This is a genomic window from Streptomyces sp. CBMA291, assembly GCF_014596525.1.
Lineage (GTDB): Bacteria > Actinomycetota > Actinomycetes > Streptomycetales > Streptomycetaceae > Streptomyces.
On the sequence record NZ_MSJP01000067.1, the window covers coordinates 97788 to 113430 of the forward strand.

7 protein-coding genes are annotated in these 15643 nt (G+C 73.7%); 6 read left to right on the forward strand and 1 reads right to left on the reverse strand.

Annotated features, from left to right (window positions below; genetic code table 11):
• The first annotated feature begins 251 nt into the window (after positions 1-251).
• From BU197_RS17345 to BU197_RS17375, 6 genes are all read left to right on the forward strand, one after another.
• On the forward strand, positions 252-1958 hold the full coding sequence (locus BU197_RS17345) for a glycerol-3-phosphate dehydrogenase/oxidase (RefSeq protein WP_188269181.1): 1707 nt from the start codon (positions 252-254) through the stop codon (positions 1956-1958).
• 190 nt (positions 1959-2148) lie between these two features.
• Entirely contained in the window at positions 2149-4632 is a 2484-nt protein-coding gene (locus BU197_RS17350; protein ID WP_188269182.1) for a protein kinase domain-containing protein, read from the forward strand.
• 160 nt (positions 4633-4792) lie between these two features.
• Positions 4793-8668 (forward strand): protein kinase, encoded by a 3876-nt coding sequence (locus BU197_RS30530; RefSeq protein WP_317453393.1) that lies wholly within the window; start codon positions 4793-4795, stop codon positions 8666-8668.
• Between the two features lie 147 nt (positions 8669-8815).
• Entirely contained in the window at positions 8816-10708 is a 1893-nt protein-coding gene (locus tag BU197_RS17365) for a serine/threonine-protein kinase (RefSeq protein WP_188269183.1), read from the forward strand.
• Between the two features lie 230 nt (positions 10709-10938).
• The gene (locus BU197_RS17370) at positions 10939-12651 is read left to right on the forward strand and encodes a succinic semialdehyde dehydrogenase (protein WP_223182455.1); all 1713 of its coding nucleotides are present in this window, start codon (positions 10939-10941) and stop codon (positions 12649-12651) included.
• 96 nt (positions 12652-12747) lie between these two features.
• Positions 12748-14598, forward strand: coding sequence for a GMC family oxidoreductase N-terminal domain-containing protein (locus tag BU197_RS17375; protein WP_188269184.1), 1851 nt, complete (start codon positions 12748-12750; stop codon positions 14596-14598).
• 701 nt (positions 14599-15299) lie between these two features.
• Here the strand turns inward: BU197_RS17375 and BU197_RS17380 are convergent.
• Positions 15300-15620 carry a chorismate mutase gene (locus BU197_RS17380; protein WP_188269185.1) on the reverse strand — a complete coding sequence of 107 codons (321 nt, stop codon included), beginning with the start codon at positions 15618-15620 and terminating at the stop codon, positions 15300-15302.
• Positions 15621-15643 lie beyond the last annotated feature (23 nt).

Genomic DNA, 15643 nt, shown 5'->3' on the forward strand with positions numbered 1-15643 from the left:
CGCCGGGGCGGGACAGAATCAATCTGTGAGCCGGACCGCGGGGGCCCGGCTCGCATCGGACCGAGAGGCCCCGGCCCCCGGCGCCCGGACGGTCCTGGCCTGCGGAGACCGGGCGGTCCCGGCCCCTGCGGGCCAGGCGGTCGGCGGATCCGTACGAGGGCCGGACGGTCCCGGCCCATGCCGGGCGGGGACGGCGGAGACGAAGGCACGAAGGACACCGGAAGCGACGGGACGACGGGAAGGCGGCAGCCGTGAGGACAGCGACACTGGGACCCGCCGAGCGCGCCGAGGCGCTCGCGGCCATGGCGGAGCACGAGCTGGACGTACTGGTCGTCGGCGCCGGAGTGGTCGGCGCCGGGATCGCACTGGACGCGGTGACGCGAGGGCTCTCCACCGGCATCGTCGAGGCCCGCGACTGGGCCTCCGGCACCTCCAGCCGCTCCAGCAAGCTCATCCACGGCGGACTGCGCTACCTGGAGATGCTGGACTTCGCCCTCGTGCGGGAGGCCCTCAAGGAGCGCGGCCTCCTCCTGGAGCGCCTCGCCCCCCACCTGGTGAAGCCGGTCCCCTTCCTCTACCCCCTCCAGCACAAGGGCTGGGAGCGGTTCTACGCGGGCTCCGGCGTCGCCCTGTACGACGCGATGTCGCTCTCCTCGGGCCACGGCCGGGGCCTCCCCGCGCACCGGCACCTCTCCCGGCGCGGCGCCCTCAGGGTCGCCCCCTGCCTCCGCAAGGACGCGCTCGTCGGCGCCCTCCAGTACTACGACGCCCAGATGGACGACGCCCGCTTCGTCACCACCCTCGTGCGCACCGCCGCCTCCTACGGGGCCAGGGCCGCGAGCCGGGCCCGGGTCACCGGCTTCCTGCGCGAGGGTGAGCGGGTCGTCGGCGCCCGCGTCCAGGACGTCGAGGCCGGGAGCACGTACGAGATCCGGGCCCGGCAGATCGTCAACGCCACCGGGGTGTGGACCGACGACACCCAGGCCCTCATCGGCGAGCGCGGCCAGTTCCACGTCCGCGCCTCCAAGGGCATCCACCTCGTCGTCCCCAAGGACCGCATCCACTCGACCACCGGGCTCATCCTGCGCACGGAGAAGTCCGTGCTCTTCGTGATCCCCTGGGGCCGGCACTGGATCATCGGCACGACCGACACCGACTGGGATCTCGACAAGGCGCACCCCGCCGCGTCGAGCGCCGACATCGACTACCTCCTTGAGCATGTGAACGGGGTGCTCGCCACCCCGCTCACCCGGGACGACGTCGAGGGGGTCTACGCGGGACTGCGGCCCCTGCTCGCCGGGGAGTCGGACGCCACGAGCAAGCTCTCCCGCGAGCACACCGTCGCCCACCCGGTGCCCGGCCTCGTCGTCGTGGCGGGCGGCAAGTACACGACCTACCGGGTCATGGCGAAGGACGCCGTCGACGAGGCCGTGCACGGTCTCGACCAGCGCGTCGCGCCCTGCGTCACCGAGGACACCCCGCTCCTCGGCGCCGAGGGCTACCGGGCCCTGTGGAACGCGCGGGCCAGGATCGCCGCCCGCACCGGCCTGCACGTCGTCCGGATCGAGCACCTCCTCGACCGCTACGGCTCCCTCGCGGAGCAGGTCCTCGAACTGATCGCCGGGGACCCCTCGCTCGGCGCACCGCTGGCGGCGGCCGACGACTACCTCCGCGCCGAGATCGTCTACGCCGCCTCCCACGAGGGCGCCCGCCACCTCGACGACGTCCTCACCCGCCGGACCAGGATCTCCATCGAGACCTTCGACCGGGGCACGCGCAGCGCCCGCGAGTGCGCCGCACTGATGGCACCCGTCCTCGGCTGGGACGAGCACCAGGTGGAGAAGGAAGTCGAGCACTACGAGAAGCGGGTCGAGGCCGAGCGGGAATCGCAGCGGCAGCCCGACGACCTGACGGCGGACGCGGCACGGCTCGGAGCGCCCGACATAGTGCCGATCTGACGGGACGTCCGGGTCGTCCTGTTCCGATGGGAACCCTGTGGGTATGCGTGGGTGCCGTCTTCCCGGAGTACGGACCCGGGGGCGCCGTCCTTCCTGAGGTGAGGGACAATGGGCTCTCTTCCAGGGCGGGTTACCGCATCGCGCGGGAAGCGGCAGACGCGGCGAAGATCAGGGATCGCAGAGGGGACGCATGTCGGAGGCGGAGCAGTCGCGGAACACGGCGAAGGACCCCGGGCGGGACGCCGCCGGGGCCGCGACCGACGGCGAGGCCGACGCCTCCCGCGCGGCGGGCGGTTCGAGCGGTTCGCGCGGTCCGGACACGGCGGAGACGGCGGACACGGTGGACCCGAAGGCCACGGCGAACGGGGCGGACGAGCCGGATGGCTCGGACGATCCGGACGGGACGGACGGGGCGTCGGAGGCGGTCGGGTCGCGCGAGGGCGCCGGTCCGGGCGGCTCAGGTGACCCGCGTGACCTGGGTGATTCGGGTGATTCGCGCGGCGCGGACGCCCCGCGTGATTCAGGTGATTCGCGTGGCGCGAACGACCCGCGCGGCTCCCACGGCTCCCGTGGTGCTCTCGATTCCGGCGAGGCTCGTGTTTCCGTGGTGAAGAACGGTCAGGAGCCCTCCACGGCAGGACGACTGCGGGGCACCGAGCCGTCGACCGGGTCCGCCGGGTTCGGCGCGGGGGACGGCGACGGCGCGAGCGACCGTCGGTCCGCGACGGCCACCGGCACCACGCGCGGCGCCGACCGTACGCGCAAGGACCCGGCGGGCGAGGGCAGGCTCCTCGCGGGCCGCTACCGCCTCGGCGTGGTCCTCGGGCGCGGCGGCATGGGCACGGTGTGGCGCGCGGTCGACGAGACCCTCGGCCGTACCGTCGCCGTCAAGGAACTCCGCTTCCCCAGCAGCATCGACGAGGACGAGAAGCGACGCCTCATCACCCGGACCCTGCGCGAGGCGAAGGCCATCGCCCGCGTCCGCAACAACGGCGCCGTGACCGTGTACGACGTCGTCGACGAGGACGACCGTCCATGGATCGTCATGGAGCTGATCGAGGGCAAGTCCCTCGCGGACGCCGTACGCGAGGACGGCACCCTCACGCCCCGGCGCGCCGCCGAGGTCGGCCTCGCCATTCTCGACGTGCTGCGCTCGGCCCACCGCGAGGGCATCCTGCACCGCGACGTGAAGCCGTCCAACGTACTGATCGCCGAGGACGGCCGGGTCGTCCTCACGGACTTCGGCATCGCCCAGGTCGAGGGCGACCCCTCGATCACCTCCACCGGCATGCTCGTCGGCGCCCCCTCGTACATCTCACCGGAGCGAGCCCGAGGCCACAAGCCGGGCCCCGCCGCCGACATGTGGTCGCTCGGCGGACTGATCTACGCGGCGATCGAAGGCAGCCCGCCGTACGACAAGGGCTCCGCCATCGCCACCCTCACGGCGGTGATGACCGAGCCGGTCGACCCGCCGAAGAACGCGGGCCCGGGTCTTGAGAAGGTCATCTACGGCCTCCTCGCCAAGGACCCCGCCCAGCGGCTCGACGACGCGGGCGCGCGGGTGCTGCTGCGCGCGGTGCTCGACGCCCCCGACCCGGTGGCCGAGGCGTCGCCCGAGGTCACCAGGGTCGTACCGCTGCCGCCCGGCCCCGAGCCGAGGACGGCGGCGGCCGGCCGGGGCAGGACGCCCGGCGCGCCCGCCGACCGGCCGAGGAGCGCCCCCGAGCCCATGCGCCAGGCACCCGCCGGAGCCCGGACGAGCCGTCCTCCGGTGGTGGCCCCCGCTGCGGTGCCGCACCCGAACACGGCGGTGAACTCCGCGCGGACGCACGGCGCGGGCCGCCCGCCCGCCCCGGCGCGCGCGCCGCTCACCGATGTCGTCCCGCGCCGCACGCTGGTGATCATCGCCGCCGTCGTGGTGCTCGCCCTGCTCGGCACGATCCTCTACGTCGCCCTCGGCGGCGGTGACGACGACAACCAGGCCAAGGGGAACGGCGGCACCACCGCCTCCGCCGGAGCCACGGCGGGCGGCGACGGTTCCGGCGGTTCCGGCGGGCAGCCCGGCACCCCCGACCAGCAGGGCGGCGCGCAGCCCGGCACCGGCACCGACGGCTCGACCGGCACCACGGGAACGACGGGAACCCCCGGCACCCCGGACGGCTCGACCGGCACCAGCGCCACCCCCTCGGGGAGCACCGGCGGCCCGTCCGCGCAGCTCCCCGCCGGTTACACCCTCGTCGTCAACGACCGCTTCCACTTCAGCATGGGAATGCCCGAGTCCTTCCGGATGCGCTCCATACCGGGGTACGGCGGCGGCGGGATCTTCAGCGAGAGCGGCGGATTCCCGCGCGTCCAGGTCGACTTCAACGGCAGCCCCAAGGACGACGCGGCCAGTGCCTGGGAGCTGGCCAAGGTCGGCGTGGCCGCCACCAGCAAGGGCTACCGGCACATCGGCATCAACACGGTCTCGTACAAGGGCTATCCGACCGTCGCCGACTGGGAGTTCGAGCGCACCCAGCAGGACATGCGGGTCCACGTCCTCAACCGGGGCTTCAAGGCGGACGCGCGCCACGGCTACTCGATCATGATCACCTGCAAGGCGGACGAGTGGGACGGCGCGGAGTGCCGGACCCTCCGGGAGACCGCGTTCGCGACGTTCAGCCCCAAGGACTGACCACTCCCACGTATCGTGAGAGTTCGAGGACCGTACGACGTCGGACAGAGTCGTCGACCGGACGGTCCGGACCGGAAGCGTCGGACCCGCCCGATCCCGCACGACCACCGGGGGTCCGAAGGTCCACGGGGGACACAGCGTGCGCGCGTGGGGAGGCGTCGTGGACGACTACGCGGGAAGGGTGTTGGCGGACCGCTACCGCCTGCCGCTGCCGCCGACGGGCGAGGACGTGCCGGCCGACGCCTTCGCGCTGGCCGAGACGCGTGCCTTCGACACCTACAGCGGGCAGGAGGTCCTGGTCCGCCAGGTGCCGCTGCCCGAGTTCGTGGACGCCGAGGTGCTCGACGGCGAGGACGGGCCCGCCGGGGCGCGTTCCGGGGCGGGCCGGGCGACCCGCCGACCCGCCGAGCCCGTGGTGCGGCGGGCGATCGAGGCGGCCCAGGCGGCCGCGCAGATCCCCGACCATCCGCTGCTCGACCAGGTCTTCGACGTCTTCGCGGAGGCCGGTTCGCTGTGGATAGTGAGCGAACGCGTCGCGGCCCGCCCGCTCTCCGCGCTCCTCGCCGAGCGTCCCCTCAGCCCGTACCGGGCCGCCGAGATCGGCGCCGACGTCCTCACCGCCCTGCGCGCGCTGCACACCCACGGCTGGGTGCACCGGAACATCACCGCCCGGACGGTACTCGTCTGCGAGGACGGCCGTGTGGTCCTCTCGGGCCTCGCGGTCGGCGCGGCGGAGGAGGCCCTCTGCGGCTACGCGCCGGTACCGGAAGGGGACCCGGAACCGCACGGCTCGGGCTGGCACACCCCGGCCGACGAGCCCACACCCGAGGCCTGGGACCACACGGACGCGGATGCCGATGCGGACGTGGATGCCGATGCGGACGTGGACTCGGACCCTGACGACGACCCGGAGGGGTTCGGCGGGGAGTACGACTCCGAGGAGGAGAGCGGGAAGGGGTACGTCGAGGCGTACGGCGAAGAGGCATACGGCGAGGAGTCGTACGGCGCCGAGGGGCGTGCCTCGGGCGGGTCCGGCGGCGGGGCGTACGGCATCGAGGACGAGTCCGTGGAGTACGCCCCCGGGCTGTACGAGGCGGAGATCCACGAGGAGACCGACTGGCCGGTCCCCTACGGGGTGGACGGGACCGGGGAGCCGGGGCCCGTCCCCGCCGCCCACAGTCCCGCCCCCTACGGGACCCCGACCCCCTACGGGACCCTGGCCCCGGCCCCGTACGGAGACCCGTACGACGATCCCTTCACCGACGACCCCCACGAGACGGACCCGCCCTACGGGAAGGGTGACCCCTACGGGAAGGCCGACTCCTACGAGGAGGGCGACCCCTACGGGACCGGTACCGGTCAGGGGGTCGGTCCCGAGACCGCCTTCGGCGACGCCCATGCCGAGGCCGATACCCGTGGCACCCGCGACCCCCGCGACACCGACGGCATGCACGACGGCGACGGCGACACCGGCTACGACACCGCCGCCCACGAAGCCGAAGACGGTTCGGATGCCGACCCGCTGACGCCACGGCAGCGGACGTACGCCTCCGGTTTCGGTCCCGACGACTCCGCCTCCCCCTACGGCGCCACCCCCGGCTCCTACGGCTCCGACCCCTACGGGAAAGCGGGCGCGGCACCCTCCGCCCCGTCGGGCCCCGTACCCGCGCCGCCGACGGCGGACGTACGGGCGGCTCGGGCCGGGGCCATCGCCGCCTACCGCGCCGGAGCGCGCGCAGCCGCCGCGCTCGGCGAGACCGGCGCGCTCCCCGTCCAGCGCCCCGCGCCGCAGGAACCGCCCGCGCCGCCCCCGCCGCCCACTGCCCAGGCGGTCGGTTCGCCCGAGCCGCAGTGGTGGGCGAAGGTGGCGGACGAGGCCGACGACGGCGACGATGACGACGGCGACGAGCCGTACGGCGACGGCGGCCCGCGCACCGGACCGCCGCCGCGCGTGATGCTTGCGGGCAACTGGAGCGACGGCCCGCACAGTTCCCGGGACGGCTCGGGACCGATTCCCGCCGGGGGAAGCCGGGGCCCCGCGCTGCCCGGTTCGGGCCTCCCCGCGCTGCCCGCCGGGTACACCGCCGCGACCCCGGGCCCCGACCGGCGCCCGGCCCAGGAGCGTTTCCCGGTCCCCGTCGGCGTCGGGCCCGACGCCGCGGGCGGGGAGCCCGTGGAGGCGTACCGGGGCCCCGCCACCCGGCTCGCCGCCGAGCGCGCCCGGCAGACCCGGATCGCGGTCGTCGGCGCCGTCACCGAGCGCTGGGCGCCCGAGCAGGCGGGTCCCGTCCACGAGAACTGGCGACTCGCCCCGCCGATCGGTCCCGCCACCGACCTGTGGGCCCTGGGCGCCCTTCTCTACCGGGCCGTCCAGGGACACGCGCCCTACCCCGAGGACAACGCGGCCGAACTGGTCCAGCTGGTCTGCGCCGAGCCGCCCGCCTTCGCGGAGGAGTGCGGCCCGCTGCGCCCGGTCGTCGAGTCCCTGCTGCGTCAGGACCCGACCGAGCGGCCCGACTTCGAGGAGCTGCGGGGCTGGCTGCGCTCCCTGGTGCGCTCGGCCCCCGAGCCGGAGACGGGCGCCGGAGCCGTACCGCCGCCGCCGCTCGAAGAGGGACGGCTGCCGATCGTGCGCCGGCGCGGCGAGCTGGTGCGCCGGCGGCGCGGGGGCATCGGAGCGGGCCGCCACCGCTACAAGCGGGGCAAGGAGCCGCGCCTGCCGTTCTCGGGCGAGGACGGGTTCCCGCCGGAGACCGAGGCCGGGACCGATCACCCGGGAGCCGGATACGGGCAGCCGGGCGGTGGCTTCGACGACCACGGACGGACCGGTCTCCACGAGGAGTTCGGCCCGGACCCCGCCCTGACCGCCCCCCGGGGCGGCACCCGCGATGAGCCGCGCCGGGCGGCGCACGAGAACTTCGGCCAGAGACCCCAGGACGACCAGAGCCCCCAGGACGACTACCGGGACGACTACCACGACGATTTCCGGGACGACTTCCGTGACGACGGCGGGGACGGCGGGGACGACCTCCGGGACGGTCCTCGCGACGGCCACCGCAGCGACGCCCGCCCGGAGATACGCCAGGACACCCGCCAGGACGCGTGGCGGGAGACCCGTCCGGACGTACGGCAGGAGTACGGCGGAGCCTCTCCTCAGGGTTTCCCCCGAGGCTTCCACCAGGAGTCCCCGCAGAACTTCCACCGGGACGTCCCCCAGGACTTCCACCAGGATTTCGACGAGGAGATCCCGCAGCGCGCCCCCCGGGCGCTCCGTACCGCGCGCAAGGCCAGGGTGCGGGGCGGCGCGTCCGACTCCCCGCGTTCCCTCGGCCGTACGGTCCTCGTCCTCGTCTTCCTGCTGCTCGGCGGCGCCGTCGCGTACGCCGTCCTGTTCATGCCGGGCGACGAGAAGGAGCCCGGCCCGACGGCGGGACCCACGGCCGCAGGCTCCGCCCCCGCAGGTTCCACACCGGCCGCCGAGGGCCAGGAGCCGGGCTCCGGCGCGCCCTCGGAGACCACGGCGCGCCCGACCGCGCCCCGCACCACCACCCCGCCCCCGGCGGCCTCGTCGGGTCCCGCGCTCGCCGCCGGGTACACCGCGCGGCAGGACCCGGAGGGCTTCCGGATCGGGGTGCCGAACGGCTGGCGACGCAGTCCTATCAACGACGCCGGGCAAGTCCGCTACACCGGAGGCGATTTCACGATGATCGTCGTACCCGGCCGGGACGCCGTCCGGGGGAACGGCTCCGACCCGCTGGAGTACCAGAACTCCAAGGAGCGGGAGCTGGACCCGTGGCGGGCTTCCAGCTGGTCGGGGGCGGAGAAGACGCGCCGGGTCGACATCGGCAGGACGGCGACGGCCACCGGAAGCTACTGGTGGCTGGACGGTTCGGGCCGCGAGGTGTTCGTCCGCAACCTCGCCCTGATCGACGGCGGTCGGTACTACGTCGTCCAGGTGATCGGGCCCAACGCCGACCGCGACAAGGTCTCCGAGATCCACGACGAGGCCACGAAGGCGTTCCGCCCGGGACGCTGAGCGGGCCCGGGGCCGCCGCCGACGCGTGCGCGGTCCCGAAACCGGCCAAACACCTACGGTCACAGTGCTGTTCCTATGGCAGCCCCGAGGTTCCGCCGCCCTTACCCCCCTCCGTAACCTGGCATCCGAAGGAACGGGCGGGGACACGTGGAACATTCTCAGAGCACAGGCGAGGGACTGCTGCTCGCCGGTCGTTACCGGCTGGGCGAGTCCATCGGTCGCGGCGGCATGGGCAAGGTCTGGCGCGCGCACGACGAGGTGCTGCACCGTGTGGTGGCGGTGAAGGAGCTGACGGCGGGTCGCTTCGCGGCCGAGGCCGACCGGCTGGTGCTGCACGCCCGGACGCAGAAGGAGGCGCGGGCCGCCGCGCGGATCACCCACCCGGGCGTGGTGACGGTCCATGACGTCCTGGAACACGACGCCCGGCCGTGGATCGTGATGCAGTACGTCGACGGGCCCTCGCTCGCCGACGCCGCGAAGGAGACGGGCACGATCGAGCCCCGCGAGGCGGCCAGGATCGGGCTGCACGTCGTCGGCGCGCTGCGCGCCGCGCACGCCGCCGGGGTGCTGCACCGGGACGTCAAGCCGGGAAACGTCCTCCTCGCGCGCGACGGACGCGTCCTGATCACCGATTTCGGGATCGCGGCCATCGAGGGGGACTCGACGATCACCCGTACCGGTGAACTCGTCGGATCGATCGACTATCTCGCTCCCGAACGGGTGAAGGGCGGCGATCCGGGACCCGCCTCCGACCTGTGGTCCCTCGGCGCCACCCTGTACACGGCCGTGGAAGGCACCTCCCCGTTCCGCCGTACGTCACCGATCAGCACCATGCAGGCGGTGGTCACCGAGGAACCGCCGCACCCGGAGAAGGCGGGCCCGCTGGCCCCCGTCATCGTGGCCCTGCTGCGCAAGGACCCCGCGCAGCGGCCCCACGCGGACGAGGCCGAGCGGATGCTGCTCGACGCGATGGAGGGCCGGAGGCCGGAGGCGGCCCAGGCGTACGTACCGACGCAGCGGGTGGCCAGGGAGGACCTGGACGGCGGACGGGCGTCGGACCGGTCCGACGCACGCGACCCGGGCCGGTTCGACGTACGAACTCCGGACCGGGCCGACGGGCACGGTGATGACTGGTCCGACCATCGGACCGGCGGCGGAGAGCCGGGCCCGGATGCGGACGGGCCCGGTACGCCGGACGCGCCGGGCGGTGACCGGACGGCAGCTGCGGCGCACAACCCGGCGCATACTCCGGCGCTCACCCCCGTGCCCACCACGGATTCCGCCCCTGCCCCCACCCCTGCCCCCACCGCCCAGTGGCCGCAGCCGCCCCAGGTGTCCCAGGCGTCTCAGGCACCCCCGGCACCCCAGGCCGTCTCCGGGTGGGCCCGTTGGCGGATCGTCGTGCTGGCGGCGGTGCTCGCCGGGCTCGTCGCGGGCGGCGCCGTCTTCGTCGCGATGAACCACACGACCGCCGACCGGCGCGACCAGGGCGGCCGGGTCACGACGTCCGCCCCCGCGCCCCCGGTCGTCCCCACCGAGGCCACCGCCACTCCCGTCACCCCGGCCCCCCGGGACAAGGAGAGCGACATCCCGGCCGGCTGGCACCGCGTCGAGGACCCGGAGGGCTTCAGCCTCGTCGTACCGGACGGTTGGAAGCGCCAGAAGGAGGGCGACCAGATCGACTACACGCCGGACAACGGCCGCCACCGCATCCGGATCAGCATCGACCGCAGCCCCGACTTCGAGAACCCGTACGCGCACGCGCTCGATCTGGAGGGCGCCCTGCGGAAGCGGATGGACTACTCCCGGGTCAAGCTCGTACAGACGGCCTACCGTGACAAGGTGCGCTCCTGCCTGTGGGAGTTCACCTGGATGGAGAAGAAGAACTTCCCCGGCCCCCGGCACGCGATCGACCAGATGTACTACGCGGACGACGGCACGGAGTACGCCCTCTACATGTCCTCGCCCGAGTCCGGCTGGCAGACCACCCGGGAGCAGTTCGACGTGGTCCTCCAGCACTGGCGCGCGCCGGGGGAGTGAGCGCCGGAGAAGCCGTGCCGTGCGCCGGGGGAGTGGACGCCGGGAAGCCTCCGCCGCGTGCCGGGAGGGTGGACGAGTGAGCGCCGGAAAATCTCCACTCGGCCTCTCCGTCGCCCCAACCCCCTGATCAGGCCTTATGTGCCAGCGATCGCTGGCGTAATGTGCATGCCCGGTGAAAACGCGTTACCGACGGGTACCCAAAGGGCGGAACGCGGCCTACGCTCGCCCTCATGACGGACTCGCAGGCCCCCGCCACCCCTTCGGTTCCCGACGCCTCCACCACGCAGGCCGGTGACGCCTCCGCCGCGAAGGCAGAAGGCGCCTCCGCCGCGCGGGCCGGAGCCCCCCTCCCCGCCGGGGCCACCAACCCGGTCGCGCCCGTGCCCGCCGGTGCGCGTACCGCCGCCGACGTCGTGACGCCCGAGGTGATCGCCCGGCTCATCCAGGGCGTCGTCGGTTCCGGGCGGACCGCCAACCACACCCCCTTCACCGGGGCGCGGCTCGCGGAGCTGCCCGAGGCGACCCCCGAGGACGTCGCCGAGGCCTTCACACGCGCGCGTGCCGCCCAGTCCGTCTGGGCCGCCACCCCGGTCAGGGCCCGCGCCGCCGTCCTCCTGCGCTTCCACGACCTCGTCCTCCAGCGCCAGTCGGAGGTCCTCGACCTCATCCAGCTGGAGACGGGCAAGGCGCGGCTGCACGCCCACGAGGAGGTGCAGGCGGTGGCCGTCGCCGCCCGCCACTACGGCCGCAAGGCCCCCGCGTATCTGAGCCCCAGGCGTCACACCGGTGTCGTCCCGACCCTCACCAAGGTCACCGAGCTGCGCCAGCCGCGCGGGGTCGTCGGCCAGATCGCCCCCTGGAACTACCCGCTGGAGCTGTCGGTCGGCGACGCGCTGCCCGCCTTCGTCGCGGGCAACGCCGTCGTCATGAAGCCCGACACGGAGACCGCGCTCACCGCGCTCTGGGCCCGTGACCTGCTCATCGAGGCCGGTCTGCCCGCCGGGGTCTTCCAGGTCGTGCTCGGCGAGGGCCCGGTCGTCGGCCCCGAGGTCGTCCGGCACGCCGACTACGTCTCCTTCACCGGCTCGACCCGTACCGGCCGCGAGGTCGCCCAGGGCGCCGCCGCCCGGCTCGTCGGCGTCTCCCTGGAACTCGGCGGCAAGAACGCGATGCTCGTCCTGCGGGACGCCGACGTCGAGAAGGCCGCCGCCGGAGCCGTCCGCGCCTGCTTCTCTTCCGCCGGCCAGCTCTGCATCTCCATCGAACGCGTCTACGTGCACGAGTCGGTCGCCGACGCCTTCCTCGACCGGTTCGCCGCCCGCACCAGGGCCATGCGGCTCGGCAACGCGCTCGCGTACGGGGCGGACATGGGCTCCCTCGTCGGCGAGCGCCAGCTGGAGACCGTCACCCGGCATGTCGAGGAGGCCGTCGCCAAGGGCGCCCGGCTCGTCGCCGGTGGCGTCGCCCGTCCCGACATCGGCCCCCTTTTCTACGAGCCGACCATCCTCGACGGCGTCGAGGCGCCGATGGCCGTCTGCGGCGAGGAGACCTTCGGCCCCGTCGTCTCCGTCTACCGCTTCACCGACGAGGACGAAGCCGTCGACCTCGCCAACGCCACCCCGTACGGCCTGAACTCCTCGGTCTGGACGCGGGACGCGCGCCGGGGCCACGCCGTCGCCGCCCGGCTGCGCACCGGAACCGTCAACATCAACGAGGGATACGCCCCCGCCTACGGCAGCGTGCAGTCCCCGATGGGCGGCATGAAGGACTCCGGACTCGGCCGCCGCCACGGCTCCGAGGGCATCCTCAAGTACACCGAGGCCCAGACCATCGCCCAGCAGCGGCTGATCCCGCTCGCGCCCTCCTTCGGCATGGACGACGAGCGGTACGCGGCGTTCATGAGCACGTCCCTGAAGGTGATGAAGGCCCTGCGCCTGCGCTGACGCCCTCCCCGCCAGCCCCACTTCTCCGCTCCCGTTCCTTCCGTCCCCCCCTCTTTCCGTCCTTCCGTCCTTCCGTCCTTCCGTACGAGGTGAGCCATGGCCGCGGTACCCCCTGCCCGGAATCAGCGAGCGAGCGCAGCGGACGGCGCGGGCGGTGCCGACGACTCCGGCGGCGCCGACCCCGCGTACGACTACGACGTCCTCGTCGTCGGCTCCGGCTTCGGAGGTTCGGTCACCGCCCTCCGGCTCACCGAGAAGGGCTACCGGGTCGGCGTCCTGGAGGCGGGGCGCCGCTTCACCCGCGCGACCCTGCCGAAGAACTCATGGGACGTGAAGAACTTCCTGTGGGCCCCCGCCCTCGGGCTCTACGGCATCCAGCGCATCCATCTGCTCGGCAACGTCATGGTGCTGGCGGGCGCGGGCGTCGGCGGCGGCTCCCTCAACTACGCGAACACCCTCTACGTACCGCCGAAACCGTTCTTCGACGACCCGCAGTGGCAGGACATCACGGACTGGCAGGACGAGCTGCGGCCGTACTACGACCAGGCCAAGCGCATGCTCGGCGTACGGCTCAACCCGACGACCACCCCCTCCGACGTGCACCTGAAGGCCGCCGCCCAGGCGATGGGCATCGGCGACACCTTCCACATGGCCCCGGTCGGCGTCTTCTTCGGGGACGGCGACGACGCCGACGGCACGGCGCGGGCCAACCCCGGCGGCGAGGTCGCGGACCCGTACTTCGGCGGCGCCGGTCCGACCCGGCGCGCCTGCACCGAGTGCGGCGAGTGCATGACGGGCTGCCGGCACGGCGCCAAGAACACCCTGAACGAGAACTATCTGCACCTCGCCGAGGCGGCGGGCGCGACCGTCCACCCGATGACCACGGTCGTCACCGTCACCGAGGACTCCCGGGGCGGCTTCGCCGTGCGGACCCTCCCCACCGACCGGCGGCGCAAGGGCCAGGGCCGTACCTTCACCGCCCGCCGGGTGGTGATCGCCGCCGGCACGTACGGCACCCAGACCCTGCTGCACCGGATGAAGGACAGCGGACTGCTGCCCCGGATATCGCCGAGGCTCGGCGAACTCACCCGTACCAACTCCGAGGGTCTCGTCGGCGCCCAGACCACCGACCGCCGCTACCGCGAACGGCACGGCACGGAACGGGCCGACTTCACCCGGGGCGTCGCCATCACCTCCTCGGTCCACCCCGACGCCCACACCCACATCGAGCCGGTGCGATACGGCCGGGGCTCCAATTCCATGGGCAGCCTGACCGTCCTCCAGGTGCCCTACGGAGCCCACCGGGTCCGTAACTGGCTCCTCAACCTGCTCAAGCACCCCACGCTCGCCGCCCGCTCGCTCTCCACCCGGCGCTGGTCGGAGCGGACCATCATCGGTCTGGTCATGCAGTCCCTCGACAACTCCCTGACGACCTACCGCAAGCCCGGCGGTCTCGGAAAGGGCCTGCTCACCGCCCGCCAGGGGCACGGCGCCCCGAACCCGGTCCAGATCCCCGAGGCCACCCGCGCCGCCACCCTCCTCGCCGAGGAGATCAACGGCTTCCCCGGCTCCAACGTCGGCGAACTCATGGGCACCCCGCTCACCGCCCACTTCCTGGGCGGCTGCCCGATCGGCGCCGACGCCGAGTCCGGCGTCATCGACCCGTACCACCGGCTCTACGGGCACCCCGGGATCTCCGTCGTCGACGGCGCGGCCGTCTCCGCCAACCTCGGAGTCAACCCGTCCTTGACGATCACCGCACAGGCGGAACGGGCGATGTCCTTCTGGCCGAACAACGGCGAGGAGGACATCCGCCCAGGCCAGGGCAGTGCGTACGTACGTCTCGCGGCGATCGCCCCGAAGTCCCCCGCCGTCCCGGCCGAAGCCTTCGGCGCCCTGCGGCTGCCGTTCCTCGGAATGCCCGCAGTGCCGCCGAAGAAGGCGTGAGGCCGCCGGGCACCGCCGGACGCCCGCACGGGAAAGGCACCGCGCGGGAGAAAGCACCGACAGAAGAAAGGGCGCTGCACCCCCCTCCGAGTGCAGCGCCCTTTCCGTTCTTGGTGGTGCCGCATACATGACCTGTGACCGGGGGGATTGGTTGTAGCGGTTGCACGGAATTTCCATGTGACGCGTGTCACGTTCCGGGGGTACGGCGAAGGGCCCCGTGGCGCGATTCCGGTCGCGCGGCACGGGGCCCTTGGCATCGGCACCGGGCATCAGGGCAGCGGCGGCGCCGAACGGGACGGCGCCGGGGGGTGCGCCGTGTGGGGGAGAAGCAGGGGAAGGGGGCTCGGGGTGGGTTCCGGGATGCTGGCGGTCGCGGAGTCCACGACCGGAGGGGCCGGTTGCGGCCGACCCCGAGCGTCCTCGGGGCCGACCGCCCTTTTGGGTGACCGGGCTGCTGTCCCCTGCTGCCCGGTCACAAGCGCTGGTGCGAGGTCCCACGGCACACCGGAGAGGTGCGCCACACGCCCCAGCGAAGCCACGCGTGGTTTCCTGCTGGCCCGCCCCTGGCTGGCACGGACACCCGGACCAACGAAGCCGACTCCGGGCCGGTCACGCGCCGTATGGGTGAGAGCGGGCCCGAACTCAGATGCGGTCCCTCGCTCGGGCACTCCTCCTCGCGTACGCCCCGGCGCGGGCCTCGGTCAGATGCGCCCCCGGCACAGCTCCAGCATCGTCATCGCGAGGGCCGTACCCGGCTTGCCCAGCGCGTCCCGGTAGTGGCCGAGGACGTCCATCTCGCGCGCCAGGTTCACCCGACGGCCGCCGGAGGAGATCCGGGCCTCCTGGATCACGGCCGAGACCGCCACCCGTTCCTGGATGAGACCGATGATCCGATCGTCGAGCGAGTCGATCCGCTCGCGCGCGTCGCCGATCAGCTTCGCCGCCTCGTCGGTGCGGGCACCGGTCTTCTCCGGGGTGGAGGCGGTGGCGAGGGCGGGGGCGGCGGAGGTGGAGTGCGTCACGGTGGGCTCCTGGGGTGTGAAGC

What these genes read in the sequence shown, in the direction of transcription:
- BU197_RS17350 (WP_188269182.1), top strand. Translation starts at nt 2,149, where the DNA reads ATGTCGGAGGCGGAGCAGTCGCGGAACACGGCGAAGGACCCCGGGCGG.
- BU197_RS17370 (WP_223182455.1), top strand. Translation starts at nt 10,939, where the DNA reads ATGACGGACTCGCAGGCCCCCGCCACCCCTTCGGTTCCCGACGCCTCC.
- BU197_RS17375 (WP_188269184.1), top strand. Translation starts at nt 12,748, where the DNA reads ATGGCCGCGGTACCCCCTGCCCGGAATCAGCGAGCGAGCGCAGCGGAC.